This window comes from Paracidovorax konjaci (assembly GCF_900112675.1).
Taxonomy (GTDB): Bacteria; Pseudomonadota; Gammaproteobacteria; order Burkholderiales; family Burkholderiaceae_C; genus Paracidovorax; species Paracidovorax konjaci.
On sequence record NZ_FOMQ01000001.1, the window covers coordinates 274,269 to 300,059 of the forward strand.

Here is a 25,791-nt window from a genome sequence, read left to right on the forward strand (position 1 = left end):
CTGCCTCGTACCGGGCGCCTGGCGCTCCGCGCACAATCGCGCCCATGCAAGACACACGACAGCAGGTGCTTCTGGTCGCCGGCGGCGGCATCGGCGGCCTGGCCGCGGCCCTGGGCGCGGCGCGCGCGGGCTGGGCGGTGGAGCTGTGCGAGCGCGCACCGGCGTTCACCGAGGTGGGTGCTGGCGTGCAGCTCGGGCCCAATGCGGTGCGCTGCCTGCATGCCTGGGGACTGGAGGCGGCGCTGCGCGGCGTGGCCGCCTGCCCGGACCGGCTGCAGGTGCGCAGCGCCCTGGACGGCCGTGTACTGGCCGGGATGCCGCTGGGCGCGGCCATCGAGGCACGCTACGGAGCGCCGTACCTCGCCATCCACCGCGCCGACCTGCACGGGCTGCTGCTGGCGGCGGTGCGCCCGCTGCCCGGCGTGCGCCTGCACCAGAGCGAAACCATCGCCGACCACACCGAGAGCAGCCAAGGCGTGGTGCTGCGCACCGCGGCGGGCCGCCAGCTGCAGGGCGATGCGTTCATCGGCGCAGACGGGCTGCGCAGCGCCACGCGCGCGCGGCTGCTGGGCGAGGCGCCGGCGCGGGTGTCGGGCCACCTGGCCTACCGCACGGTCGTTGCGCAGGCGTCGCTGCCGCAGCGGCTGCGCACCGCGCAGGTCACGGCCTGGCTGGGGCCCGGGCTGCATGTCGTGCAGTACCCGGTGCGCCGCGGCGAACTGATGAACATCGTCGCCATCCGCCACGGGCGCCCGCCGGACGATCTGGAGCACTGGGACCATGCCGGCAACGCGGGCGACCTGGAAGGCGCGCTGCGCGGCACCTGCTCGGCGCTGCAGGACCTGGTACGCGCGGTGCCGCAGGCCGGTGCGGGCTGGCGCCTCTGGCCGCTGTGCGACCGCGACCCCGTGGAAGGCGCGCATGAGATGGCCCGGGAACGCGTGGCGCTGCTGGGCGATGCGGCCCACCCCATGCGCCCCTATCTGGCCCAGGGCGCGGGCATGGCGATCGAGGATGCCGCCGTGCTGCAGGATGTGCTGGCGCAGGCCGGCATCGGCGTGCCCGAGCGGCTGCAGCGCTACGCGGACCGGCGCTGGCGGCGCAGCGCGCAGGTGCAGCGGCGGGCGGAGCGCAATGGGCGCATCTTCCATGCGACGGGGCCGGTGCGGTGGGCGCGCGACCTGTCGCTGCGCCTGCTGGGCGAGCGGTTGCTCGACCAGCCCTGGCTCTATCGCGCGCCGGGCGGTGCCGCGCTGCCCGGGGGCGCAGGCAGCAGCCGGTAGGCCAGCGCGCCGGCCAGCAGCAGGCCGGCGATGGTGAGCAACACCGTGGCATACGGATCGGCGCCGCGCGCCGTGGCGAGCGCTGCCGCCCAGCCCGTCGCCCATTGCACCAGCGCCACGCCGAGGAACATCGCCATGGTGAAAACGGCCATGGCGCGCCCCGTCATGGCGGGCGGATAGGCCGAGCGCACGTCGGCGTACTGCAGCACCAGCGCCCCGGAGAACAGGCCCACCGCCACCGCGCCGGCCACGTCCGCCGAGGCACTGTGCAGCACGCCCATGGCCAGGAAGATCGCCGCGATCAGCAGGGTTCCGGCCAGGATCCAGCGCCTGCGGCGGGCCGGCCCCGGGTCCAGCCGGCCGAAGACCGCGGGTCCGAACAGCGACACCAGCGATACCAGCAGCGCGACGTTGCCGCTGTCCACGAGCGAAAAGCCGTGCCGCCCGATGAGCAGCGGCCCCAGCCACAGCCCGCGCAGCGCGAGGAAGGCCGCGTAGGTGACGAGGCCCAGCAGCAGGATGCCCAGCGTGTGCGGCAGCAGGAACAGCGCGCCGAAGCCGCGCATCGCCGCGCCCACCGATTCGCGCGGCGGCGCGCCGCTATCGGCGCGCACGGTGGGTTCGTGCACCCGCCAGGCGATGAGCAGCCAGGCCCCCGCGGCCAGGCCCGCGAGCACGCCGAAACCCACGCGCCAGGACGAGCGCTCCACCAGCCAGGCCAGCGGGGTGCCGGTGAACAGCATGCCCAGCCCACCCACGCCGAGCGCCACACCCGAGACGAACGCGAAGCGCCGCGCCGGAAAGTGCCGTGCGATGAACACCGTGCACACGAGGAAGGCCGGCGCGCAGCCCACGCCGATGAGCACCTGTCCGATCAGCACCGCGCCGTAGCCGGGGGCCAGCGCCGACAGCAGCGCGCCCGCGACCGCCAGCGGGAACACCGCGAGCACCGTGCGCCGCACGCCGAAGAGATCGATACCCACGCCCATGAAGAGCTGCATGGTTCCGAACGCGAAGGCGAAGGTGCCCGCGAACGTGCCCAGCGCCTGCGCCCCGAGCCCGAATTCGGCCTGCAGTCCCGTGGCGATGATGGCGGTGACGGTGCGGAACGCCTGGCTGAGCGCGAAGCCCGAGACCAGCGCGAGCAGCATGGCCCAGGGGGCGGAGGGCTCCGGGGGCACGGGCGTTTCGGCGGCGGGCGGGTGGGCGCAGGGCATGGCGGCGGAACGAAGGCACCGGCAATTCTCGGCCTTCTGCCGTGGGCGCGCAGTCCCCCAGGCGCAGGGCGGTGGGCCGCCGCCCGGGCCGGCGGGCGGCCTCAGAGGCTGGTTCTGAGCTTCCAGATCTCGGGGAACAGCACCACGTCCAGCATGCGGCGCAGGTAGCTCACGCCACCGGTGCCGCCCGTGCCGCGCTTGAAGCCGATCACGCGCTCGACCGTGGTCACGTGGCGGAAGCGCCAGAGGCGGAAGGCGTCCTCCAGATCGGTGAGTTTCTCGCCCAGCTGGTAGAGGTCCCAGTGCGTCTGCGGGTCGCGGTAGGCGGCGAGCCAGGCGTTCTCGACAGCCTCGCTTTCGGCATAGGGCTGGGTCCAGTCGCGGTCGGTGTGGCTGGCGGGCACCGCGAGGCCGCGGCGCGCCAGCAGGCGCAGGGCCTCGTCGTACAGCGAGGGCGCGGCGTAGGCCGCCTCCACCTGGGCGAGCAGGTCGGGCCGGTGCGCATGGGGTTTGAGCATCGCGGCGTTCTTGTTGCCCAGCGAGAACTCGATGCAGCGGTACTGGTAGCTCTGGAAGCCGCTGGACTGCGCCAGGTAGGGCCGTATAGCGCTGTACTCGGGCGGCGTCATCGTGGCCAGCACGTCCCAGGCATGCACGAGCTGCTCCATGATCTTCGAGACCCGCGCGAGCATCTTGAAGGCTGGCGGCAGATCGTCTTTCGCCACGTGCGCGATGGCTCCGCGCAGCTCGTGCAGCATGAGCTTCATCCACAGCTCGCTGGTCTGGTGCTGCACGATGAACAGCAGCTCGTTGTGGTTGGGCGAGAGCGGCTTTTGCGCGTTCAGGATCGCGTCGAGCTGCAGGTAGTCGCCATAGCTCATGTCGCGGCTGAAATCGAGCTGGGCGCGCTCCTCGTGCACGATGGCTTCGGGCAGCGCGGCTGCGGCTGCGGACGCGGGGGCGGCTGCCGGGGCAGCGGATTGCGGGGCGTGGGGGCACATGGTGGGCTGTCTCCGGCCGGCCTTCAGGTCACGGCGTGTTGTTGGTTGAATTCGGGGCGGCGCCATTCGCCGCTCTCCAGCACGGCGCGCAGGTGCTCCACGGCGTTCCAGACGTCCTCGTGGCCGAGGTACAGCGGCGTGAAGCCGAAGCGCAGGATGTCCTTGTGCGGGCCCTGGCCGCCGTCGCCCTTGCGGAAGTCGCCGATCACGCCGCGCGCGATCAGCGCCTGCACGATGGCGTAGGCGCCGCTGCCCTGGCCGTCCACGCCCTGGCCTTCGTCCCGCGTGAGGCACACCTGCGAGCCGCGCCGCGCGTGATCGCGCGGCGTGGCCAGGCCCAGTCCGTGGCCCGCGCAGCGCTCCTCGACCAGCCGGATGAAGAGGTCGGTGAGTGCCAGCGATTTGGCGCGCAGCGCCACCATGCCGCCCAGCGGCTGCGCGGCGGTGAACACGTCCAGCCCGCACTGCAGCGCCGAGAGGCTGATGATCGGCTGCGTGCCGCAGAGGTAGCGCGCGATGCCGGGCGCCGGCCGGTAGTCGGGCGTGAAGGCGAACGGCGCCGCATGGCCCCACCAGCCCGACAGCGGCTGCCAGAAGCGGTCCGCATGGCGCGGATGCACCCACACGAACGCCGGTGCGCCGGGGCCGCCGTTGAGGTACTTGTAGCCGCAGCCGATCGAGAAATCCGCGTCCGCACCGCGCAGGTCCACCGGAACCGCGCCGGCGCTGTGCGCCAGGTCCCAGACGCAGAGCACCCCTTGCGCGTGCGCGGCAGCGGTGACGGCGGCCATGTCGTGCATCGCGCCCGTGCGGTAGTTGACGTGCGTGAGCATCAGCACCGCCACGTCGGCCGTCAGCGCGGAGGCGATCTCCTCGGGCTCGACCAGCACCAGCTCCAGCCCGCGTTCGCGGCGCAGGCCTTCTGCGATGTAGAGGTCGGTGGGGAAGTTGCTGCGCTCGCTCACCACGCGGCGGCGGGACGGCGCGTCCTCGCGGGCGATGTTGAGCGCCGCGCTCAGCACCTTGTAGAGGTTGATCGACGTGCTGTCGGTGCAGGCCACTTCGCCGGCGCCCGCGCCGATCAGCGGCGCGAGCTGGTTGCCCAGCCGCTGCGGCAGATCGAACCAGCCCGCGTTGTTCCAGGAGCGGATCAGGTCCGTGCCCCATTCCTGCGCCACCACTTCGGCAATGCGTGCGGGAGCGGCCTTGGGCAGCACGCCCAGGGAGTTGCCGTCCAGGTAGATCACGCCCTCGGGGAGCTGGAAATGATCGCGCAGCGGGCGCAGCGGGTCTTGCGCATCCAGTGCGCGGCAGTCGTTCAAGGTGGTCATGGTGGATGTGGTTGCTACTTAATTGATAGCAAAGTATTCAATGGATACGGCGGCATGGATGCGAAAAAGTTCGAACATCTGCCGTGCTGCGCGGCGCGTCAGGCCAACGCGCGCAGCACGGCCCGCACGGGCGAGGCGTCGGCCGAGGTGAGCTTCAGGGGCAGGGCGATCAGTTCGTAGTCGCCCTCGGGCACGGCGTCGAGCACGAGGTTCTCCAGCACCCGCAGGCCGCGGCGGCGGATCACCTGGTGGCTCTCCAGCGCCTTGCTCTCGGCGGGGTCGATGCTGGCGGTGTCGATGCCCACCAGCACCACGCCGCGGTCGGCCAGGCGCTCGATGGTGGCGGGGGCATAGGCGGCCAGGGCGCCGTCCCAGCGGTCCACGGGCATGCGGTCGTACGTGCGCACCAGCACGCGGGGCGGCAGCGCGGGGCCGGCGCGGTCCACCGCGTGGACGATGTGCTCCCACTCGATCAGGGGCCCCCTGCCGACGGCGTGGATCACGCGGCAGGGCCCGAGGAAGGCGTCCAGCGACACGTCTCCGATCGTGGCGCCCTGCGCGTCGTAGTGCAGCGGCGCATCGGCGTGCGTGCCCACGTGCGGCGACAGCGTGAGGGCACTCACGTTCACCGGGCACTGCGGGCCGATGGTGGCGCACCACTGCTGCGAATAAGGTGTGTCGCCCGGAAACACCGGGCTGCCGGCATGCACCGGCGCGGAAATGTCCCACAGCGTGCGGGGGGCGGTCATAGGCGTCTCCTTGGGGCGCGGCGGCCGCGAGGGCCGTCACGGGCGCATCCTAGGCAGGCAGGGCGGGCGTGGTGTCGTTTAATCCCTACAGCCTCTGAAATTGGATAAATCTGCCGCCATGGGCGGATTCAGGAAAAATCTATGCCCACCGACCTCGATCGCACCGACCGCCAGCTGGCCGCGGCCCTGCAGGACAATGCGCGCCTCACCTCGGGCGAACTGGCCCAGATGGCGCACCTTTCGCAGTCGCCGTGCTGGCGTCGCGTGAAGCGCCTGGAGGAAGAGGGCGTGATCGCGGGCTACCACGCAGCGCTCAACCGCCGCGCGCTGGGGCTGGGTGTGATGGTGTTCGTGATGGTGGGCATCGACCACCAGACCGAGGCCTCGTCCCGGCCCTTCGAGGATGCGGTCTGCGCGATCCCCGAAGTGGTGATGTTCCACGGCATCTCGGGCCCCGAGGATTTCATGCTCGTCGTGGTGGCGCGCGACCTGGACGCCTATTCCGAGCTGCTGCAGAACCGGCTGCACCGCCTGCCCGGCGTGCGCCGGGTGCACAGCTATTTCTCGCTGCAGGAGTTCAAGGGGCGCGTCGTGGGGCTGCCCGTGCCCTGAGCCTTGCCCGGGTCCGTGCGGCCCTACAGCACGAAGCCGTCTGCCAGCGCATCCAGCCCGTGCCGCCGGCGCGCGCGGCCGCAGGCTTCGCTGCCCGCCTCGAACTCGCGGCACGGCGAGGGGCGCCACTCGTAGATGCCGCAGGCCGCCCGCGTGCCCACGCGGCCGGTAAGGGCCGCGCAGCGCGGCGCGGTGTGGTCGGTGCCGCGCATGCGCCGCAGCCGGTCATTGACCTCCACGGTGAGGCCCGCGGGAACGCAGCCGCCTTCGTCCTCCGACTCGTGCACCGAGAAATCGACGCGGAAGCTCGCACAGCAGGCGCCGCAGGTCAGGCAGGGGTGAAGGCTCATGGCGTGGCGTGCTGGAACGAAAAGGGAGCGGGGCAGGGGTGGGCGGGGGCCGCGCGATTGTGCCGTGCCGTGGCCGGACCAAGGCTCCCCTTTCCCGCCCGCGGGCGGGGCGGCTGCGAGAAAATCAGGCATTCCGCAGAACCTTTGCCCGTGGCCCGGATCTGTGATCCATCGCAAGGCCTGCAAGGGCCTGGGCGATAGAATGAGAATTAGTATCATTTCTAACAATAACTCCCATGAAAATGTCCGCTGAAGACGCGGCCGGGCCCGCGTTGGACCGGCCTTCCGCCACGACCCCGTCCGTCGGTCTGGATCGGCTGCCCCGCAGCGCGCCCGCCCGGGTGACTTCCCTGGAGCCCGCGCGCGACGAACGCGAACAGGCCATCGTGCAGCGCCTCATGGAAATCGGCTTCCTGCCCGGCGAGCCCGTGCGCGTGGTGGCCAGCGGCTTCCCGGGCGGCGACCCGCTCGCCGTGCGCATCGGCCAGGCCACCTTCGCGCTGCGTCGCCACGAGGCGGCGCTGGTGCGTGTGCAGGCCGTGGGAGGCGCGGCATGACCTTGCAGTCCCAGGTCCCTTCCGATTCGCTGCTGCGCGTCGCGCTGCTGGGCAATCCCAATTGCGGCAAGACCGCGCTCTTCAACCTCATCACCGGCGCGCGCCAGAAGGTCGCCAACTACGCGGGCGTCACCGTGGAGCGCAAGGAAGGGCACCTGCAGACCGCCGGGGGCCGCCGCGTGCGCGTGCTCGACCTGCCGGGCGCCTACAGCCTGAATGCGCACAGCCTCGACGAGGCCGTCACGCGCGATATCGTCACCGGCCGCCGCCCCGGCGAGGCCGTGCCGGATCTGCTGGTGTGCGTGACCGACGCCACGCATTTGCGGCTCAACCTGCGCCTCGTGCTGGAGGCCCGGGCGCTGGGCCGGCCCATGCTGCTGGTGCTCAACATGAGCGACATGGCCGAGCGCCAGGGCATTGCCATCGACCGCGAAGCGCTGTCCCGCGAACTCGGCATGCCGGTGATCTCCACCGTCGGTGTGCGCGGCGATGGTGCCCGCGAACTGCTGGGCTGGCTGGACGCTGCGGGGTCCCTGCCGGCGCCGCCCGGCGCGCCCGACGCGCACGGTGCGGCCCCTTCCGCCGAGCGCGCCATGCGCCTGCACGAGGAGGTGCGGCGCATCATGTCCGTGGCCGTGCGCGAACCCGCGGCCGCCAGCCTGCGCACCGACGACCGCATCGATGCCGTCGTGCTGCACCCGTTCTGGGGCCTGCTGCTGCTGGCCGCCACGCTGTTCCTGATGTTCCAGGCCGTCTTCAGTTGGGCCGAGGCGCCCAAGGGCCTGATCGAGGACGGCGTGGCCGCGCTGTCGGGCGCGGTCAATGCGCACATGGCCGAGGGCCCGCTGCGCAGCCTGCTCACCGACGGCATCCTGGCCGGAACGGGGGGCGTGCTGGTTTTCCTGCCGCAGATCCTGATCCTGTTCTTCTTCATCCTGGCGCTGGAAGACTCGGGCTACCTGCCGCGCGCCGCCTTCCTGCTGGACCGCGCCATGGGCACGGTAGGTCTGTCGGGGCGCTCTTTCATCCCGCTGCTTTCCAGCTTCGCGTGCGCGGTGCCGGGCGTTATGGCCACCCGCTCCATCACCCACTGGCGCGACCGCATCGTGACCATCATGATCGCGCCGCTCATGACCTGTTCGGCGCGCCTGCCGGTCTACGCACTGCTCATCGGCGCCTTCATCCCCGAGCGCACCGTGGCCGGCGTGTTCAACTTGCAGGGCCTGGTTCTGTTCGCGCTCTATGTCGGCGGCATCGCGAGCGCCATGGCCGTGGCCGCGGTGGCGAAGCTGGCGCGCCGGCAGGAAGGTGCCACGCCGCTGCTCATGGAACTGCCGGCCTACCGGTGGCCCGGCCTGCGCAGCCTCGCGCAGGGCCTGTACGAGCGCGCCATGATCTTCCTGAAGCGCGTGGGCGGGATCATTCTGGCCGTCACCATCCTGCTGTGGTTCCTCTCCAGCTACCCCGCACCGCCGGACGGGGCCACGGGTGCCGCCATCACCTACAGCTTCGCCGGGCGGATCGGCGCATTCCTCGAACCCCTGGTGGCCCCCATCGGCTTCAACTGGCAGATCGCCATCGCGCTGGTGCCCGGCATGGCCGCGCGCGAAGTGGCGGTGAGCGCGCTCGGCACCGTCTATGCGCTGTCGGCCACCGGCGAAGAGGCCGCCACGCAGCTCGGCACGCTGATCGCCGGCACCTGGTCCCTGGCCACGGCGCTGTCGCTGCTGGTGTGGTTCGTGTTCGCGCCCCAGTGCATTTCCACCATCGCTGCGGTGCGGCGCGAAACCAACGGCTGGCGGTATCCGCTGCTCATGACGGCCTACCTGTTCGTACTGGCCTATGCCGCGAGCTTCGTCACCTACCGCGTGGCCCTGGCCCTGACTTCCGGAGGTTGAACCCACATGGCCCAGCAATGGATCGTCGCAGCTATCGTCGTGGTGGCCCTGGCCTATCTCGCATGGAAATGGATGCCTGCGCGCTGGCGCGGACGCCTGGGCGCCGTTCACCCGGCACTGGCCGAATCCTCCGGTTGCGGAGGGTGCAGCAGTTGCGGCCCGGGCGGTGGCGGAGGCTGCTCGACGCAGGAAGGCGGCGCAGCGGCGGGCCATTCCGTGCAGTCCGTGGTGGTGCACGGCCCTGTGCCGAGGGGTTCGGCAGCGGGTGGGAAGCCTGAGGATCCGCAGCAGCGTTGAACAGGTTGCCGGCTGTGGTCAGCGGCCACGCTGCCCGGGGGGATCCTGGAATGCGAAGCCCGGCTCCAGGATGTCCTTGCAGGGACGGCAGAACAGGAACTGCGTTGTGCGCTGATTGCTGACCGCGCCCCAGCCGGTCCAATTGTCCAGGCTTACCTTGAAGCGGCGGCCATCCTTCAGCACGATGCGGCCCTCGGCGTTGCAGTCGTCCGTCTGCATCTGATGGTCATATTCGGTGGACGAACCCGGCTTGGCGTGGGCCAGGAAAAAGCGGAGCCTTTTCTCGTCCACGAGCAGATGCCCGCATTGCCCTTGTCCGAAACTCCTTGCCGAAGGGGTTTCGATGACAAACCGCTGCACGTGGCGAGGGTGCCAGAACGTTGCAGGGTCGCGCGGGCCGGCCTGCAGCGGCGGGATTGCCAGCATCCATGCCGCGATGCACGCAAGGCGAAGAGCTGTCATTGCCAGGATGCCGTGGCGGCTTCCGTCACGTTTTTGCGGCTCACCTCGGGGTGCCGATGGGTTTCCGATGGCGGAATATCCAACGCCTCGTTCAGCGCTCCGACCAGATAGCGCAATGCCGCCTGCTGCAGGCCAGTGAGCGGTTCGTAGACAGAGTGGTTTCCCATGAAAGCCCTTTGTTGCTGAGCGTTCAGCCCGGATGGCATGCGCACTCCCGGCGGTAGATAGGAGGCCCCCACCACCTCGATGCCAAGGCTGTCGCCGTTGGAAGGGTAGCGTCCTGGAACCACCTTCTGCATCTCGGCTTGATGCATCACGGTCGGGCTGGCAGAACGGTACGTTTTGATTTCCGCAGGTGTGCAACGGTGCTCGGCAAGGCACCTCGCTTTCAGTGGCCCGATGTGATTGGTGCGCTTGAAAACCGAAGCGGTCTGGTAAATACCGCCATCCTTCAAGATGAGGAAATGAGCACCGTTGGCGTTGGCCGAGCGGTAGCTATTGAACGTCGATGCCTCTGTGGGAGCGCCGGTTTGGTGAACGACGATTCCCGAAATCGTTTTCATGTGCGTGCGCTCGATTGCGGTGAATCTTCGGGGCTTGATCCTCGCGTTGTGAACCACCATGCCTTGGGCATCGAAAAATAGCATTCACCCTCCCGCGTTATAGGTAGGCGATGCTACTGGCGCCATCGGCACGACACGGGGCAGATGGATGAATTGCTTTTATTCCATGATTTCTATAACGTCTGCCCCTGGCTCAGCCTCTCCAGTGCATTGCGCAGGTTCTGGCAGGCTTGCGCCCCGAAGCGCTCGTTGAACCAGGGGGTGGCATAGACCGTGGGGCGGTCCAGGAAGGACCGCAGGATCGCGCAGCGGCCCGCCTGGTAGCGCGGCCAGCGCACGAAGCGGTATTCGCGGCGCACATTGCGCTCGAATTCGGCATACACCTCTGGTGGCTGGCCCAGGATGGCGAGGTCGATGTCCACCATCCAGCGGGTGTCGCCGTCGATGGTGCATGCCGGAACGTGGCGCGTGGCCAGGATGTGATGTTCGACCCGGTCCACCGTGGCGGGAGCCAGGCGCTGCGCCTCCATGAAGCGCCGTGCCCACCTGGCGCTGCGCTCCTCGTTGCGGCCGGACCAGGGCCAGTAGACGGCGTCGTGGAACCACAGCGCCATGCCGACCGCCGCAGGGTCGGCCATGGCCCCGGGTCCGCTGGCACCGCATGCGGCCTCCCAGTGGCGGAGGCAGGCGTCCAGGTGGCGTGTGTCGTGGTATGCGCGTAGCCAGCGGGACCAGTGGCGCAGCAGGCGGCGCCCCTCGGCCTGCCAGTCCGGGCCCTCCCGCGAGAGCGACTGCCCCAGCGCGCTCCAGCGGGCCAGGAGAACGGCCGGATCCGGTGCCATGGGGCTTTCCTGCGCGGCCCGGTTGCCTGCGGAGGCCTCTTCAGGCAGGCCGGCCGAGCAGCAGGAACTCCATGAGCGCCTTCTGCACGTGCATGCGGTTCTCGGCCTCGTCCCACACCACCGATTGGGGGCCGTCGATCACTTCGGCTTCGACCTCCTCGCCGCGGTGGGCGGGCAGGCAATGCATAAAAAGGGCCTCCGGCCGGGCCGCGGCCATCATCTCGGCGTCCACGCACCAGTCGGCAAAGGCCTTCTTGCGCGCGTCGTTCTCGGCTTCGTAGCCCATGCTCGTCCACACGTCGGTGGTGATGAGGTCGGCACCGCGGCAGGCCTCGATCGGATCCTGGAACACCTTGTAGTGCGATCCGGGTGCGACACCGGCGATCCGGCTGTCGACCTCGTAACCGGACGGCGTGCTCACGTGCACGGTGAAGCCGAGCAGTTCCGCCGCCTGCAGCCAGGTGTGGGCCATGTTGTTGCCGTCGCCGACCCACGCCACGGTCTTGCCCTGGATGGAACCCCGGTGCTCGATGAACGTGAAGATATCGGCCAGGATCTGGCAGGGGTGGAATTCGTTGGTGAGGCCGTTGATGACCGGCACCCGCGAGTGCGCCGCGAAGCGCTCGATCTTGGTCTGCTCGTAGGTGCGGATCATCACCAGGTCCACCATGCGGCTGATGACCTTGGCGCTGTCCTCGATCGGCTCGGCGCGCCCGAGCTGGCTGTCGCCCGTGGTGAGGTGCACCACGCTGCCGCCCAGCTGGTACATGCCGGCCTCGAAGCTCACGCGGGTGCGCGTGCTGGCCTTCTCGAAGATCATCGCCAGCGTGCGGTCGCTGAGCGGGTGGTGCTTCTCGTAGTTCTTGAACTTGGCCTTGATGACCGCGGCGCGCTCGAACAGGTAGGCGTATTCGTCCGCGGTGAGGTCCTTGAATTGCAGGTAGTGCTTCATGGGCTGCAGGGGGTTCATTCGGCGAGGAATGCCTTGACCAGGGGGGCGAGCAGGGACACGATCTCGTCGGCCTCTTCCCGCGTGAGGATGAGCGCGGGCACCATGCGGATCACGCTGTCGGCCGTGACCGAAAGCAGCAGGCCGGCCTCGGCCGCGCGGCCCACGAGCACGCCGCAGGGGCGGTCGAGTTCGATGCCCAGCATCAGCCCCTGGCCGCGGATGTCCTTCACGCCCGGCAGGCTGCCCAGCTCGCGCTCCAGGGCCGCCTTCAGGTAGGCGCCCACATCGGCCGCGTTCTGCAGCAGGCCGTCTTCTTCCATGATGCGGATCGTCTCGTTGCCGGCACGCATCGCGAGCGGGTTGCCGCCGAAGGTGGTGCCGTGGTTGCCGGGGCCGAAGATGTGCGCTGCCTTGGGGCCGGCCACGACGGCGCCGATCGGCACGCCGGAGCCCAGGCCCTTGGCGAGCGGCATCACGTCGGGAACGATGCCTGCCCACTGGTGCGCGAACCACTTGCCCGTGCGACCCATGCCGCATTGCACCTCGTCGATCATCATGAGCCAGTCACGCTCGTCGCAGAGCTGGCGCAACTGCTGCAGGTATTCGATGCGCATGGGGTTCACGCCACCTTCGCCCTGGATGGTTTCGAAGAACACGGCCACTACATCGGGGTTGCCTTCGGTGGCCTTGCGGATGGCGTCGATGTCGTTCATCGGCACGCGGATGAAGCCTTCCACCAGCGGACCGAAGCCGGCCTGCACCTTGGGGTTGCCGGTGGCCGACAGCGTGGCGATCGAGCGCCCGTGGAAGGCTTTTTCGTACACCACGATCTGCGGTTTCTCGATGCCCTTGTCATGCCCGAATTTGCGTGCCAGCTTGATGGCCGCCTCGTTGGCCTCCAGCCCCGAATTGCAGAAGAACGCGTTCGTCAGTCCCGAGCGCTCCACCAGCTTGGCCGCCAATTGTTCCTGCAGCGGCACGTGGTAGTAGTTGGAGCTGTGGATCATCTTGGCGATCTGCTCCTGCAGCGCAGGCACCAGCTGGGGGTGGTTGTGGCCCAGCGTGTTCACGGCAATGCCGCCCAGCGCGTCGAGGTACTGCTTGCCGTTCACGTCCCAGACTCGGTTGCCCTGGCCGCGTTCGAGCGCGATCGGCAGGCGGCCGTAGGTGTTCATCACGTGGGGCGAGGCGGGCTGGGCGGAAGCGCTCATGCGGGGTCTCCAGGCGGTCTGTGCAAAGACGGAAAAAAGTGCGCCGGCCCGGAAAACCGGCCGGCGCGCGGAAGCCCGATTCTAGGTGCACGCCATGGCTGGGCTATTGCCGATTGCGCATCACAGCCATGCGTGCCGGAGGCGGCGCAGGGGTCTTTGGCGCGGGGTAGCTCTTATATAAGAGTTAGAATGCCGGGCGGTAGCGCCTGGCGGCGATCCTGCGGCGAATTTCATCCACGACCCCCCGATCCCCGATGGTTTCCCCCAACTCGAAAGAAGTCTTCATCCAAGGCGTCACCCACGACGGGAAAACCTTCCGCCCGAGCGACTGGGCCGAGCGCCTGGCGGGGGTCATGAGCCAGTTCCGTCCCGGCGGGGCCCGTCCGGGCAGCCACCTGAGCTACTCCCCCTGGTGCGTCCCGACCACGCTGAACGGCATCAAGTGCGTGGTGATCCACCGGGACCTGCAGGGCCATGAACCGATGGCCTGGGATTTCGCCATGAACTTCGCGCGCGACAACGGCCTGCAGGTCGCGGAAGCCTGCCTGCTGCCCGACGGCAATCCGCCCCCCGGCAAGCCCTGAAGCGCCACTGCGGCGCTCTTGCGGTGCGGTACCGCGCGTGGGTGCGCCGCATCGGCTTTTCTCACTCCATGACCGCCATGCGGCAGGCGCCAGACCGTAAGGCTCGGCGCAGCACGCCGCCTTGAGGCCGGGTGTCATGCCGGCCCTGCGCTGGCCGGTCTCCTGCGCCGGGAGAGGCCGTGGCACCGGGTTCCGCGCCGTGCGGAAAGCCCGGTTCCTGCGTGGTCAGAGCGCCTGCATTTCCTTGTTCAACTGGCGCGGCGCGGCAGGTGCCAGCGGCGCCGTGCTTGCTGCGCCGGCCTGCGGCAGGGCAGGCTGGGCCAGGTCCGCCGGAACCTCCAGATAAGGCAGGTGCAGGGCCGTGCTGGTCGCGCGGCGGATCTCGTTCGTGAGCGCGGGGCTCGCGTTGATCTTGCGGCCATACGATGGAACGATCTGCTGGAGGCGCGGCTTCCAGCCGGCATCGGTCATTTGCTGCGGGAAGGCCTTCGCCATCAGGTTCAGCATGATGTGGGGTGCGGTCGACGCGCCCGGCGAGGCGCCCATGAGCGCCGCGATCGTGCCGTCGCGGTCGGTCACGATTTCGGTGCCGAACTGCAGCACGGCCCCCTTCTGGGGGTCGCGCTTGATGACCTGCACGCGCTGGCCGGCCGTCACGAGCTTCCAATCCTCGCGCCGGGCGTTGGGGAAATACTCCAGCAGCACCTTGTGGCGGTCTTCGTCGGTCAGCTCGGCCTGCTGCACCAGGTACTTCACCAAGTCGAGGTTGTGGATGCCCACGCGCAGCATGCCGGCCAGGTTGTCGTGCGTCACGGACGCGAACAGGTCGAACCACGAGCCGTGCTTGAGGAACTTCGTGGTGGCCAGCGCGAAGGGGCCGAAGAGCACCACGGGCTTGCCGTCCATGTTGCGCGCGTCCAGGTGGGGCACGGACATCGGCGGCGAGCCGGTCGAGGCGATGCCGTACGCCTTCACGTCGTGGCGTGCGGTGATGGCCGGATCTTCGATGGCGAGGAACTGCCCGCCGACCGGAAAGCCCGCATAGTCCTTCGACTCCGGGATGCCCGATGCCTGCAGCAGCTTGAGCGCCGCGCCGCCAGCACCCACGAAGACGAACCTGGCCTTGACGGTCTTTTCCTTGCCGCCATCGGCCAGCTGGGCCACGGTGACGTTCCAGGTCTTGTCGGCGTTCTGGCGCAGCGCGCGCACCTCGTGCTGCAGGCTCAGCGTGAAGTGGGGGTTCTTGCGCAGGCCTGCCATCAGCTGGTTGGTCACCGCGCCGTAGTTCACGTCGGTTCCCAGGGGCATGTAGGTGGCGGCCACCTTCTGGCCCGGGTCGCGGCCTTCGATCATCACTGGGGCCCATTGGCGGATCTGCGCCTGGTCCTCCGAATACTGCATGCCGTAGAAGAGCGGGTTCTGCACGAGCGCCGCGTGGCGCTTGCGCAGGTAGGCGATGTTGTCGTCGCCCCAAACGAAGCTCATGTGCGGAGTCGGGTTGATGAAGGTCCCGGGGGCCTGCATGTTGCCGCGGCCGATCTGGTGCGCCCAGAACTGGCGTGACACCTCGAACTGCTCGGCGATTCCCACGGCCCGCACGGTCTCGATGGAGCCATCGGGCAGTTGCGGCGTGTAGTTCAGTTCGGCGAACCCCGAATGGCCCGTGCCTGCGTTGTTCCAGCCGTTGGAGCTTTCCAGGGCCACGCCGTCCAGGCGCTCGAACACCTGGATCTTCCAGTCGGGCTGCAATTCCTGCAGGTAGGTGGCGAGCGTGGTGCTCATGACGCCGGCACCGACCATCACCACGTCGATGGGCTGTTCGTTCTCGGCGGGGGGCACGGATCGGGGAAAGAGGGGCCAGTACAGGAACAGTACGGCCGCCAGAACCAGCGCCAGGACGGCGCCGAACAAGGCTTTGAGCGACTTTTTCATGGATCTCGACAACTGCGCGCGGAAAAAAGCCCGCAGGCTGTGCTGCAGGCTTGATGCGCTTATCAAAAAACTAGGATGTGCGAAAGCGGGATTGTCCCACCAAAGCGAAAACCTTCCTGCAGATCAAGGTTCGCTTTCCCAGGCTGTGGTAGCCGGGGGGGCTCAGGTTGAGCGCATCCGAAAAAGCGGCCCAGGCAAGGCTGCGGATGCCAGAGAACGGGCGCAGAAACGAAAAAACCGCCCGAAGGCGGTTTCTCGTTTTTTGCTGACAGCGCACCCGTTGCAAACGGCGGACGGCGGGGCCGTCCGGGCTGTTGCCTGAAGAGGGTCAGGCGGCCAGTGCCAGGGCTTTCACCTTGGCGGACAGGCGGCTCTTGTCGCGAGCAGCCTTGTTCTTGTGGAAGATGCCCTTGTCGGCGATGGTGTCGACAACGGATTGCATCTTCGCGAACAGTTCGGTGGCCTTCGTCTTGTCGCCGGCCACAACGGCCTTCTCGACGTTCTTGACGGCGGTACGGTACTTGGAACGCAGCGAGGTGTTGGCTGCGTTCAGCTTCACGTCCTGGCGCGCGCGCTTGCGGCCGGAGGCGAGGCGGGGGTTCTTTTTCTTGGGCTTGGCAGATGCCATGGTAATTTCCTTAGGTGTCTGAGGATGATGTCAGCAAAGCCGGCGATTATAGCCCAGGCTTGCGGGCGGCTCTCTACCCCGGGCGTCGCCCGCGCGGGCGCGCATGCGCAGCGCATACACTCCCGCCGTGTCACTGTTCAAAGCCGCCTCCACCGTCTCCCTGCTGACCCTGGCTTCCCGCGTGACGGGCCTCGCGCGCGATCTGCTGATGGCGTCGATGTTCGGGGCCTCGGCGCTGACCGATGCGTTCAACATCGCGTTCCGCATCCCCAACCTGTTCCGCCGTCTTTTCGCGGAGGGCGCTTTCAGCCAGGCGTTCGTGCCCGTGCTGGCCGGGCACAAGGCCCAGCAGGGCGAAGAGGCCACGCGGGCCCTGATCGCGAACGTGGCCACGGCGCTCTTCTGGGTGCTGCTGGCGACCTGCCTCGCCGGTGTGCTCGGGGCGCCCGCACTGGTGTGGCTGCTGGCAAGCGGCCTGCGGCAGAGCGCCGACGGCTATGACGCCGCCGTGCTGATGACGCGCTGGATGTTCCCCTACATCGGTTTCATGTCGCTGGTGGCGCTCTCCGCCGGGGTGCTCAACACCTGGAAGCGCTTCGCCGTGCCGGCCGCCACGCCCGTGCTGCTGAACCTCTGCATGATCCTGGCCGCATGGCTCGGTGCGCCGCAGTTCGCCGCGCGCGGCATCGAGCCGATCTATGCGATGGCCGGTGGCGTGATGCTCGGCGGCATCGCGCAGCTCGCCGTGCAACTGCCCGCCCTCTACCGCCTGCGGCTGCTGCCGCGCATCGGCATCACGCCCTCGGCCGTGGCGGATGCCTGGCGCGACCCTGGCGTGCGCCGCATCCTCACGCTCATGGGCCCGGCGCTGCTGGGCGTGGGGGTGGCGCAGATCTCGCTGATGATCAATACGCAGATCGCCTCGTACCTCGCGCCGGGCAGCGTCACGTGGCTCTTCTACGCCGACCGGCTCATGGAGTTTCCGACCTCGCTGCTGGGCGTGGCGCTGGGCGTGGTGCTCACACCGCAACTGGCCGCGGCCCGTGCGGCCGCCGATGCCGAGCGCTATTCGGCCATGCTGGACTGGGGCCTGCGCATCGTGGTGCTGCTGTCGGTGCCCTGCGCGGTGGGCCTGCTCACGTTCGCGCAGCCGCTCGTGGCCACGCTGTTCCACCATGGTGCACTGCACGATGGCGATGTGGGGCAGATCGCGCTGGCCCTGGCGGGCTACGGCGTGGGCTTGGTCGGGCTGGTGGCGATCAAGGTGCTGGCCCCCGGCTACTACGCCAGCCAGGACATCCGCACGCCCGTGCGCATCGCCGTCGTGGTGCTGGTCATCACGCAGGGGCTCAACGCCGTGCTCGTGCCGCTGCTGGACCACGCCGGCCTGGCGCTGTCGATCGGCCTCGGGGCGCTGGTGAATGCACTCTGGTTGCTGCTGGGGCTCCTGCGGCGCGGCAGTTTCCGGCCGCAGCCCGGGTGGGGACGGCTGCTGCTGCAGGTGGTGGCCGCCAGCGCGCTGCTGGCGATCTTCCTGATCTGGGGCTCCCGGCATTTCGACTGGATCGCGCTGCGCGCCCATGAGGCGCAGCGTGCGGGCTGGCTCGCGCTGCTGCTGCTGGGCGGCGTGGCGTTGTATTTCGGCGCGCTCTGGGCGGCGGGCCTGAAACTGCGCCAGTTGCTGCGCCGCTGAGGCCGCCGGGCCGAGGGCTCACGGCCCGGCCCGCCGTTTGCACCTTTTCCCCTTGCGCGGAATGCCGCGCGCTTGACGCCCCCCGGCGCCCGCCCGTACAACCCCAAGCATGGTTCTGAGCTATTCCCTCCCCACGCCGCTCGAATACTTCGCCGCCCTCGTGCAGAGCGACGAGCAGTTTCCGCTCCTGGAGGCGGCCGCCTGCATCGCCCACGACGAATACCCCGATTTCGATGTCCAGCAACTGCTGGGCGACATCGACCAGCTGCTGGCCCGCGTGCGCCGGCGGTTGCCGGAGGATGCGTCTTCGCTGCAGCGGCTGCGGTCGCTCAACCAGTTCTTCTTCCACGACCTGGGTTTCGGCGGCAACGTCAACAACTACTACGACCCCGACAACAGCTACCTGAACGCGGTGCTGCGCACGCGCCGCGGCATTCCGATCTCGCTGGCCATCCTCTGGATGGAGCTGGCCCAGGGCCTCGGGCTGCATGTGCGCGGGATTTCGTTTCCCGGCCATTTCATGGTCAAGGTGCTGCTGCCGCGCGGGCAGGTGGTGCTGGACCCGACCACGGGCCAATCGCTTTCCCGCGAGGAGCTGGCCGAGCGGCTGGAGCCCTTCAAGCGGCGCAGCGGGCTGGTGGACGATTTCGAGGTGCCGCTGGGGCTGTACCTGCAGGCCGCGCCCGCGCGCGAGGTGATCGCCCGCATGCTGCGCAACTTGAAGGAGATCCACCGTTCCCAGCAGGATTGGGTGCGGCTGGCGGCCGTGCAGGAACGCCTCGTGCTGCTGCTGCCCGATGCCTGGGGCGAATGGCGGGACCGCGGCCTCGCGCGGGCCGAGCTGGGCCATGCCGACGGCGCGGTGGCGGACCTCGAAACCTACCTGGCCCACGCCGAGGATGCGCTCGACGTCGAGGCCATCTCCGCCCGCCTGGACCAGTTGCGCCGCGCCAACCACTGACGCGCGCCCCATCGCGCACCGCCGCCAGTTCCCACGGCCCCGGATGCGGCCGCAGCGCCGTAAAGGAGCGGCCCGACGTGCTTCCTACTGCCGCGCCGTGCGGGTGTTCGGCGGCAGCGCCTGCGGATGGCTGGTGCGCAGCGGGTTGATGTCCAGGCCGCCGCGGCGCGTGTAGCGCGCGTAGACGGACAGCTTGATCGGCCGGCAGCGCGTCCACACGTCCATGAAGATGCGCTCCACGCATTGCTCGTGGAATTCGTTGTGATTGCGAAAGCTCACGAGGTACTGCAGCAGCCCCGCCTGGTCGATCTGCGCGCCGCTGTACTGGATGCGCACGCTGCCCCAATCGGGCTGTCCGGTCACGAGACAGTTGCTCTTGAGCAGATGGCTCGTGAGCGTTTCGGTGACGGGCGCCTCGCCCTGGCTGGCCTGCAGCAGCTCGGGCGCCGGGGTGTACCGATCGCATTCCACGTCCAGCCGGTCCAGCAGCAGGCCGTCGAGTTCATGCACCGGCTCGCGGTCGAACATCTCGGGCAGCACGAGCTTCACACCCACGGTGGACGGCCGGTCCGCGCCGCGCCACGCGGCTTCGCTCACGTCCGCGCGGATGCGGGCCTGCACCTCGGCGGCATCGGCGAAACGGGTGTTGTTGAAGCTGTTGAGGTAGAGCTTGAACGACTTGCTCTCCACGATGTTCGGCGTCTCGCACGGCACGGTGACGTGCGCGATCGCCACCTGCGGCTTGCCGCGCAGGTTCAGCCACGACAGCTCGAAGGCGGTCCAGAGGTCCGCGCCGAAGAAGGGCGGCGCGCCGGTGACGCCGATCTCGTCGCGCTTGGGCTGGCGGGGCAGGGGGTAGAGCAGGGAGGCGTCGTACTGGTCCGCATAGGCGGAGGCGCGGCCCAGTTGCGACTGGTCGGGGGAGTTCATGGCGTGGCTCTGGATCTGTTTGCTATGTTATTGATAGCAATCTTTTGAATGGATACGGCGGCATGGAGGCGATTTCATTCAAACCGCCGTTCGCGCAGCCATTTCGTGGCGATCCACTTGTCGCCTGCGACGACCGGTGCGCCGCCATGCAGCGTGCGGGTGGAGGGGTGCGGGCGCTCGTAGCTGAAGAACACCGCATTGCCCCGGCGCGGAGCCACCTCCAGGTGCACGTCGGGGAAAGTGGTGCCGCCGCCCTTTTCGGGGTTGTTGAGGTAGACGACGAGCGTGGCCACGCGCTGGCCGCCGCGGCGCAGGATCGTGGGCGTGCCCGGCTCGGCGGGATCGAAGTAGTCGTAGTGCGGCTTGTATTCGGCGCCGGGGCGGTAGTGCAGCACCTGCAGGCCCTCGCCGTTCTCCAGCGGCCAGTTCACGAGCCGCGCGATGCGTTCTTCGAGCCGGGCCACCACCGGGTCTTCCCCGCGCTGGAAGAACATGCCGTTGCTGGTGCGGTCATCGTTGACTTCCTCGCCGCCCGTGCGCGTGGCGACGGTCAGCGAGCGCGCCATGCGCGGCTCTGCGGCGGCGATCAGGGCATCGCATTCCTCGTCGGAGAGCAGGTTGCCGAACAGCACCACGCGCGGCTGCGCCATGGCCATCAGCACCTCCACCTGGCGATCCCCCACGTCGATGAACCCGGGGGCGTCGGCCAGATCGGGTTCGGGCACGCGGGAGGCGGGCGGCTGGCCCTGCTGCACGGCGAGGGTTTCCAGCTGCTCGCGCAGCACGTGCTCCATCGCGTGCGTGGCCACGTCCTCGTTCCAGCCGGCGTCGAGCATGGACTGCAGCACGGCAGGCGCCTCGAAGCCGGCCTGGGCCTGCGCGATGATCCACGCCCGGAGATCGGGCGTGATGGACTGGGAGAGTGCGGCGCCCGTGTCGGCGCGCGCGGGCGAGGAGCGGGAAGCGGACATGGTGTTCGGTCGGGGAATGGAAAAAACGGGGAGCGGGACCGGCGGAAGACCGGGGACGTTAACGCCCGCGGCAAACACGCCTTCCCCGTGCGGTCTTTCAGGCGGCGGTCATGGCGCGGCCTTGCGGCGGAAGACGAGCCGGTCGGGCGCGGAGGCGGCCGCGGCGAACGCATAGCCTTCGAGGTCGAACCCTTCGAGCTGGCGCGGCGTGAGCACGCGCTTTTGGATGGCATAGCGCGCCATGAGGCCGCGCGCCCGCTTCGCGTGGAAGCTGATGATCTTGTAGCGGTCGCCCTTCCAGTCCTCGAACACGCATTCGATCACGCGGGCTTTCAGCACGCCCGTGTCCACCGATTTGAAGTATTCCTGCGAGGCGAGGTTGACCACCACCGGCGTCGCGTCGGCCGCGAGGCGCCGGTTCAGGTGGTCGGCGATGCGCGCGCCCCAGAAACGGTAGAGGTTGGCGCCAGCCTCGGTGGCCAGCCGCGTGCCCATTTCCAGGCGGTAGGGCTGCATGCGGTCCAGCGGGCGCAGCACGCCGTAGAGGCCGCTCAGGATCGCCACGTGGTCCTGGGCCCACTGCAGGTCTTCGGTGCCCAGCGCGCGCGCCTGCAGGCCCTCGTAGACGTCGCCGTTGAAGGCGAAGAGCGCCTGGCGGGCGTTGGAGGCGGTGAACCGGGGCGACCAGGCGGCATAGCGCGCCACGTTCAGGCCCGCGAGCGTGTCGCTGAGGTCCATCAAGGACGCGATGTCCTGGGGCGATTTCTCGCGCAGCACCTCGATGAGGCGTGTGGACTCGGGGATGAACGGCGGGAGCGTGTGCGGCAGCCCCGCAGGCAGGGGCGTGTCGTAGTCGAGGGACTTGGCGGGAGACAGCAGGAACAGCATCGGCGCGGATCCTCGGAAAGGTACGGAGCGAGCGGGCGGAAGAACCGGCGCAGGCAGGGCGGAAATGGCGACGGCGGCACCGCGCGATTGCGGTGCCGCCGTCAGCCGGTGCGGTCCGTCAGGCGGCGGACGAAGGCGGCTGCTGTTGCTGCTCGAACGGCAGCTTCAGGTCGCGCAGGTCGCGCCGCGTCTCCACCAGCACCAGCGGGCCCTCATCCAGAACGACCACCGGGGGCCGTTCGCGCGGCACGTGCACCGGGCGGGGTTCGGCGGCGATCGCTGCCTGCGCGGCGGCGATCTTTCCGGCGTCCGAATTCACCCACTGCAGGCCGGAGTGCTCTGCGATGCGGTTCAGGTCATCCACGGGAAGCGTGAACGCCTGGACGCGTGGCAGGCCCGGTGCCGGCACGGCCGCTGCGGCCGGTGCCGGTGCCGGGGCTGGCACCGCGACCGCGGCAGGCGCGGGCTCGATGGCTGCCTGCGCGGCCGGTGCCACGGCAGCCGGGACGGCAGGCGCTGGGGCCGGGACCGGGGCTGGAGCGGGCGACGCAGGGGCGACCGCATCCAGCACGGGGGCCGGCACCTCGGGCACCGCGGCCACCTCCGCCGCTGCAGGTGCTGCAGCCGGAGCGTTGCCGCCCTGGCTGAAGTAGCTGCGGCGTGGCGAGTCCTGCGCGGCATCGCCGTCTTCCGTGGAATTCACGGAGCGGGCGGGTGCATCGCCGGCCTGCGCGGCTTCGGCCTCGAAGCCTTCGCGCGGAGCACGGTCGCCACCACGCTCGCGGCGGTCGCGGCCGTAGCGGTCGCGAGACCGGCGCTGGCGCGGCTCCTCGCCGGGTGCGCCTTCGGCCGGGGCGGGGGCATCGCCCAGGGTCAGGTCGAGATCGGGCAGCGACGCCAGCGGAGAGGTGTCGACGAATTCGGCCTGCGCCTCTTCGCCCCGCGGAGCGCGCTCACCGCGCTCGCGGCGTTCACCACCCCGTTCGCGGCGCTCGCCGCCCCGGTCACGGCGTTCGCCGTTGCGCGGGCCGCGGTCGCCACGCTCCTGCGGGGCATTCGCGGCATCGCCGGCCAGCGACACCTCGGCAGCGCCGGGTGCTGCACCTGCATCGACGCCCAGGGGCTGCTGGCGCTGCGGATCCAGGGCGTCACGGCGTTCGCGGCCCCGTCCGTTTTCACGGCCTTCGCGGCCCTCACCGCGGCCTTCGCCACGGCCATTGCCATTGCGCTGCGCCGGCTCGCCCTCGCCGCGGGGAGCGAAGTCGCGTCCGCCGTCGCGCGGGGTGTCGCGGCCGTGCTCGCGGCCGCTCTCGCGATCGCGGTCCCGGCCCGGGCGGCCCTCACGGCCCTCGCGGCCTTCACCCTCGCGCGGGCCCCGGGCGTTGCGGGCGGCTTCGCCGTCCGGGCGCTCGGCGCGCTCGCCACGGTCTCCGCGCTCGCCGCGGCGGCCGCCACGGCCTTCGCCGGTGCCGTTCTCGCGCTGTCCATCGCGGCCACCGCCGCCGCTGCCGTTGCGTTCGCCACGGCGGCCGCCACGGCCGTCGCGGCCATCACGCCGGCCTTCGCGCGGTGCATCGGCGGCGGGGGGCGGAGCGGGTGCGGCCACGGGTGCGGGCGCGGGCTGCGGTCCGAAGCCGAACAGGCTCTTGAGCCAGGCGAAGAAGCCCTGCTCCACGGGTGCTGCGGGGGCGGGTGCCGGCGCGGGTGCCGGCGCCGCGGCGGGCGCGGCGCTGGCTGCGGCGCCTGCACGGGAGCCTGCTGCAGTACGGGGCGACTCGGGCCGCGGCTCGGCCACGGGCGCGGGCGCGTCGGGCAGCACGCCCTTGATCACCGGGGTCTGCTTGTTGGTGGGTTCCTGCGAGCGGCGGGTGACGGTCGTGGGGTCTTCCAGTTCCTCGGCCAGCTTGTAGCTGGCCGCGATGTGGTCCAGGCGCGGATCGTCGTGCTTGAGGCGCTCCAGCTTGTACTTCGGCGTTTCCATGGTCTTGTTGGGAACCATGAGCACGCTCACGCGCTGCTTGAGTTCGATCTTGGCGATCTCGGTGCGCTTCTCGTTGAGCAGGAACGACGCCACTTCCACCGGCACCTGGCAGTGCACGGCGGCGGTGTTGTCCTTCATGGACTCTTCCTGGATCATGCGCAGGATCTGCAGCGAGAAGCCTTCCGTGTCGCGCACGTGGCCCGTGCCGTCGCAGCGCGGGCAGCGGATGTGCGCGCCTTCGCTCAGCGAGGGCTTGAGGCGCTGGCGGCTCATTTCCATGAGGCCGAACTTGCTGATGGTGCCGAACTGCACGCGTGCGCGGTCCTGGCGCAGCGCGTCGCGCAGGCGGTTCTCGACTTCGCGGCGGTTCTTCGACTCTTCCATGTCGATGAAGTCGATCACGAGCAGGCCGCCCAGGTCGCGCAGGCGCATCTGGCGTGCGACCTCGTCGGCGGCCTCGAGGTTGGTGCGCGTGGCGGTTTCCTCGATGTCGCCGCCCTTGATGGCGCGTGCGGAGTTCACGTCCACCGACACCAGTGCTTCGGTGTGGTCGATCACGATGGCGCCGCCGCTGGGCAGCTGCACCGTGCGCGCATAGGCGGACTCGATCTGGTGCTCGATCTGGAAGCGGCTGAACAGGGCCGCGTCGTCGCGGTAGCGCTTCACCTTGGCGGCATGCTCGGGCATGACGTGCGCCATGAACTGGTGCGCCTGCTCGTAGATGTCATCGGTGTCGATGAGGATGTCGCCGATGTCGTTGTTGAAGTAATCGCGGATCGCGCGGATCACCAGCGACGACTCCTGGTAGATCAGGAAGGCACCCTTGCCGCCCTTGGCCGCGCCGTCGATCGCGGTCCAGAGCTTGAGCAGGTAGTTCAGGTCCCATTGCAGCTCGGGCGCCGTGCGGCCGATGCCGGCGGTGCGCGCGATGATGCTCATCCCCTTGGGGTATTCGAGCTGGTCCATCGCTTCCTTGAGTTCGGCCCGGTCCTCGCCTTCGATCCGGCGGGAAACACCGCCGCCGCGCGGGTTGTTGGGCATCAGCACCACATAGCGGCCGGCCAGGCTGACGAAGGTGGTCAGGGCCGCGCCCTTGTTGCCGCGTTCTTCCTTCTCGACCTGGACCAGCAGTTCCTGGCCTTCGCGGATCACCTCGTTGATGCGGGCCTGGCTGGGGGAGACGCCTTCGGCGAAATACTGGCGGGAAATTTCCTTGAAGGGCAGGAAACCGTGGCGGTCTTCGCCGTAATCGACGAAGCAGGCTTCCAGGCTGGGTTCGACGCGGGTGACGACGGCCTTGTAGATGTTGCCCTTGCGCTGTTCACGTCCCTCGATCTCGATCTCGTAGTCCAGCAGCTTCTGGCCGTCCACGATGGCAAGGCGCCGTTCTTCCGGCTGCGTGGCGTTGATGAGCATCCGCTTCATGATGCGATTCCTTTTTTCGTTGCATACGGAACGCTGCGCTGCCGGTGGCTGCACGCGTGCCGTGGGGGTTCAACCGATGACACAGGCCCTTCAGGAGCCATGGATGCCAGGGCCGACGGATTGAAACGAAGGAATTGCCGCTGAAAGCCAGGCGGCCGCGAAGCGACTAGCTTGGCAGCCGGGGAGGTGGGGCGTGGATGGGGGCGATGCAGGAAGCGTGCTTTTTTGCCACGAAGAATGTCGCTGGCAGCGCGCGCCATGCGGGCGATTCGGGCATGCGGATCGCCCATGCCAGAGGCTGTTGCCTCTGCCAGAGAGCCATGATCCAAGCCATCAGCGCCAACATGTTTTTCGCTTTGATCCGCGGCAGGGCAGTCTCGAAGGGGAGCTGGCCTGCCGGCTGGGGATTCCGTTTGGGTGTTTCAATTCGTCAGCCGGGCCGTGCGGCATGCGGGCTCTGCAGGCAATCGGCC

At 69.3% G+C, this 25,791-nt stretch carries 25 protein-coding genes; 9 read left to right on the plus strand and 16 right to left on the minus strand.

Annotated features, from left to right (window positions below; all coding sequences use genetic code 11):
• Positions 1–44: 44 nt before the first annotated feature.
• Positions 45–1,283, plus strand: coding sequence for an FAD-dependent monooxygenase (locus BM144_RS01125; protein WP_092948966.1), 1,239 nt, complete (start codon positions 45–47; stop codon positions 1,281–1,283).
• Here BM144_RS01125 and BM144_RS01130 read toward each other — a convergent pair.
• The 4 genes from BM144_RS01130 to kynB form a co-directional block, all read right to left on the minus strand.
• Positions 1,229–2,500 (minus strand): MFS transporter, encoded by a 1,272-nt coding sequence (locus BM144_RS01130; protein WP_092948968.1) that lies wholly within the window; start codon positions 2,498–2,500, stop codon positions 1,229–1,231. The genes BM144_RS01125 and BM144_RS01130 overlap by 55 nt on opposite strands.
• Before the next feature lie 101 nt (positions 2,501–2,601).
• A complete protein-coding gene (gene kynA / locus BM144_RS01135) occupies positions 2,602–3,501 on the minus strand; it encodes a tryptophan 2,3-dioxygenase (RefSeq protein WP_092948970.1) in 900 nt (299 codons plus the stop codon).
• Positions 3,502–3,524: 23 nt separating this feature from the next.
• Complete coding sequence (kynU, locus tag BM144_RS01140; RefSeq protein WP_092948972.1) at positions 3,525–4,832, minus strand: kynureninase; 1,308 nt, start codon at positions 4,830–4,832, stop codon at positions 3,525–3,527.
• 98 nt (positions 4,833–4,930) lie between these two features.
• Positions 4,931–5,581, minus strand: coding sequence for an arylformamidase (kynB, locus tag BM144_RS01145; RefSeq protein ID WP_092948974.1), 651 nt, complete (start codon positions 5,579–5,581; stop codon positions 4,931–4,933).
• Between the two features lie 141 nt (positions 5,582–5,722).
• Between kynB and BM144_RS01150 the strand changes: the two genes are divergently transcribed.
• Positions 5,723–6,193, plus strand: a complete 471-nt coding sequence (locus tag BM144_RS01150) for an Lrp/AsnC family transcriptional regulator (protein WP_092948976.1) — start codon at positions 5,723–5,725, stop codon at positions 6,191–6,193.
• Between the two features lie 23 nt (positions 6,194–6,216).
• Here BM144_RS01150 and BM144_RS01155 read toward each other — a convergent pair whose 3' ends face one another.
• Positions 6,217–6,543 (minus strand): YkgJ family cysteine cluster protein, encoded by a 327-nt coding sequence (locus tag BM144_RS01155; protein WP_092948978.1) that lies wholly within the window; start codon positions 6,541–6,543, stop codon positions 6,217–6,219.
• Between the two features lie 236 nt (positions 6,544–6,779).
• Here BM144_RS01155 and BM144_RS01160 point away from each other — a divergent pair, with 236 nt between their 5' ends.
• The 3 genes from BM144_RS01160 to BM144_RS01170 are packed head-to-tail and all read left to right on the plus strand — an operon-like array spanning position 6,780 to position 9,295.
• Positions 6,780–7,100, plus strand: a complete 321-nt coding sequence (locus BM144_RS01160; RefSeq protein ID WP_092948980.1) for a FeoA family protein — start codon at positions 6,780–6,782, stop codon at positions 7,098–7,100.
• Positions 7,097–8,998 (plus strand): ferrous iron transporter B, encoded by a 1,902-nt coding sequence (gene feoB / locus BM144_RS01165; RefSeq protein WP_092948982.1) that lies wholly within the window; start codon positions 7,097–7,099, stop codon positions 8,996–8,998. Before BM144_RS01160 ends, feoB begins: the two co-directional genes overlap by 4 nt.
• Positions 8,999–9,004: 6 nt before the next feature.
• Positions 9,005–9,295, plus strand: a complete 291-nt coding sequence (locus BM144_RS01170) for a hypothetical protein (RefSeq protein ID WP_092948984.1) — start codon at positions 9,005–9,007, stop codon at positions 9,293–9,295.
• An 18-nt stretch (positions 9,296–9,313) separates the two neighbouring features.
• Here BM144_RS01170 and BM144_RS22495 read toward each other — a convergent pair whose 3' ends face one another.
• From BM144_RS22495 to BM144_RS01195, 5 genes are all read right to left on the minus strand, one after another.
• On the minus strand, positions 9,314–9,757 hold the full coding sequence (locus tag BM144_RS22495; RefSeq protein ID WP_139225609.1) for a hypothetical protein: 444 nt from the start codon (positions 9,755–9,757) through the stop codon (positions 9,314–9,316).
• A complete protein-coding gene (locus BM144_RS01180) occupies positions 9,754–10,404 on the minus strand; it encodes a peptidoglycan recognition protein family protein (protein ID WP_092948988.1) in 651 nt (216 codons plus the stop codon). The genes BM144_RS22495 and BM144_RS01180 overlap by 4 nt, the downstream gene beginning before the upstream one ends.
• 89 nt (positions 10,405–10,493) lie before the next feature.
• Positions 10,494–11,162: an HD domain-containing protein gene (locus BM144_RS01185; RefSeq protein ID WP_092948990.1), complete on the minus strand. Its 669-nt coding sequence runs from the start codon at positions 11,160–11,162 to the stop codon at positions 10,494–10,496.
• 40 nt (positions 11,163–11,202) lie between these two features.
• Positions 11,203–12,132: an ornithine carbamoyltransferase gene (gene argF, locus BM144_RS01190; RefSeq protein ID WP_092948992.1), complete on the minus strand. Its 930-nt coding sequence runs from the start codon at positions 12,130–12,132 to the stop codon at positions 11,203–11,205.
• The gene (locus tag BM144_RS01195) at positions 12,129–13,325 is read right to left on the minus strand and encodes an aspartate aminotransferase family protein (RefSeq protein WP_092948994.1); all 1,197 of its coding nucleotides are present in this window, start codon (positions 13,323–13,325) and stop codon (positions 12,129–12,131) included. Before BM144_RS01195 ends, argF begins: the two co-directional genes overlap by 4 nt.
• A 254-nt stretch (positions 13,326–13,579) precedes the next feature.
• Here BM144_RS01195 and BM144_RS01200 point away from each other — a divergent pair, with 254 nt between their 5' ends.
• A complete protein-coding gene (locus BM144_RS01200) occupies positions 13,580–13,909 on the plus strand; it encodes a DUF3579 domain-containing protein (protein ID WP_092948996.1) in 330 nt (109 codons plus the stop codon).
• A 225-nt stretch (positions 13,910–14,134) separates the two neighbouring features.
• On the opposite strand, the gene mqo is transcribed toward BM144_RS01200, so the two are convergent.
• Entirely contained in the window at positions 14,135–15,841 is a 1,707-nt protein-coding gene (mqo, locus tag BM144_RS01205) for a malate dehydrogenase (quinone) (protein WP_092948998.1), read from the minus strand.
• Between mqo and BM144_RS22500 the strand changes: the two genes are divergently transcribed.
• On the plus strand, positions 15,840–16,163 hold the full coding sequence (locus BM144_RS22500) for a hypothetical protein (RefSeq protein WP_139225610.1): 324 nt from the start codon (positions 15,840–15,842) through the stop codon (positions 16,161–16,163). The two genes, mqo and BM144_RS22500, sit on opposite strands and share 2 nt — an antisense overlap.
• A 6-nt stretch (positions 16,164–16,169) precedes the next feature.
• Here the strand turns inward: BM144_RS22500 and rpsT are convergent, their stop codons facing one another.
• Positions 16,170–16,469, minus strand: a complete 300-nt coding sequence (rpsT, locus tag BM144_RS01210; protein ID WP_092949000.1) for a 30S ribosomal protein S20 — start codon at positions 16,467–16,469, stop codon at positions 16,170–16,172.
• A gap of 127 nt (positions 16,470–16,596) precedes the next feature.
• On the opposite strand from rpsT, the gene murJ reads away from it, so the two are divergent.
• On the plus strand, positions 16,597–18,162 hold the full coding sequence (gene murJ, locus BM144_RS01215; protein WP_092949514.1) for a murein biosynthesis integral membrane protein MurJ: 1,566 nt from the start codon (positions 16,597–16,599) through the stop codon (positions 18,160–18,162).
• Between the two features lie 109 nt (positions 18,163–18,271).
• Entirely contained in the window at positions 18,272–19,123 is an 852-nt protein-coding gene (locus tag BM144_RS01220) for a SirB1 family protein (protein WP_092949002.1), read from the plus strand.
• 84 nt (positions 19,124–19,207) lie between these two features.
• On the opposite strand, the gene queF is transcribed toward BM144_RS01220, so the two are convergent.
• From queF to BM144_RS01240, 4 genes are all read right to left on the minus strand, one after another.
• Positions 19,208–20,053 (minus strand): NADPH-dependent 7-cyano-7-deazaguanine reductase QueF, encoded by an 846-nt coding sequence (gene queF, locus BM144_RS01225; RefSeq protein ID WP_092949004.1) that lies wholly within the window; start codon positions 20,051–20,053, stop codon positions 19,208–19,210.
• A gap of 74 nt (positions 20,054–20,127) precedes the next feature.
• Positions 20,128–21,024, minus strand: a complete 897-nt coding sequence (locus BM144_RS01230) for a 2OG-Fe(II) oxygenase (protein ID WP_092949006.1) — start codon at positions 21,022–21,024, stop codon at positions 20,128–20,130.
• A gap of 108 nt (positions 21,025–21,132) precedes the next feature.
• Positions 21,133–21,912 (minus strand): peroxide stress protein YaaA, encoded by a 780-nt coding sequence (gene yaaA, locus BM144_RS01235; RefSeq protein ID WP_092949008.1) that lies wholly within the window; start codon positions 21,910–21,912, stop codon positions 21,133–21,135.
• Positions 21,913–22,030: 118 nt separating this feature from the next.
• Positions 22,031–25,318, minus strand: a complete 3,288-nt coding sequence (locus BM144_RS01240; RefSeq protein WP_092949010.1) for an Rne/Rng family ribonuclease — start codon at positions 25,316–25,318, stop codon at positions 22,031–22,033.
• Positions 25,319–25,791: the final 473 nt, after the last annotated feature.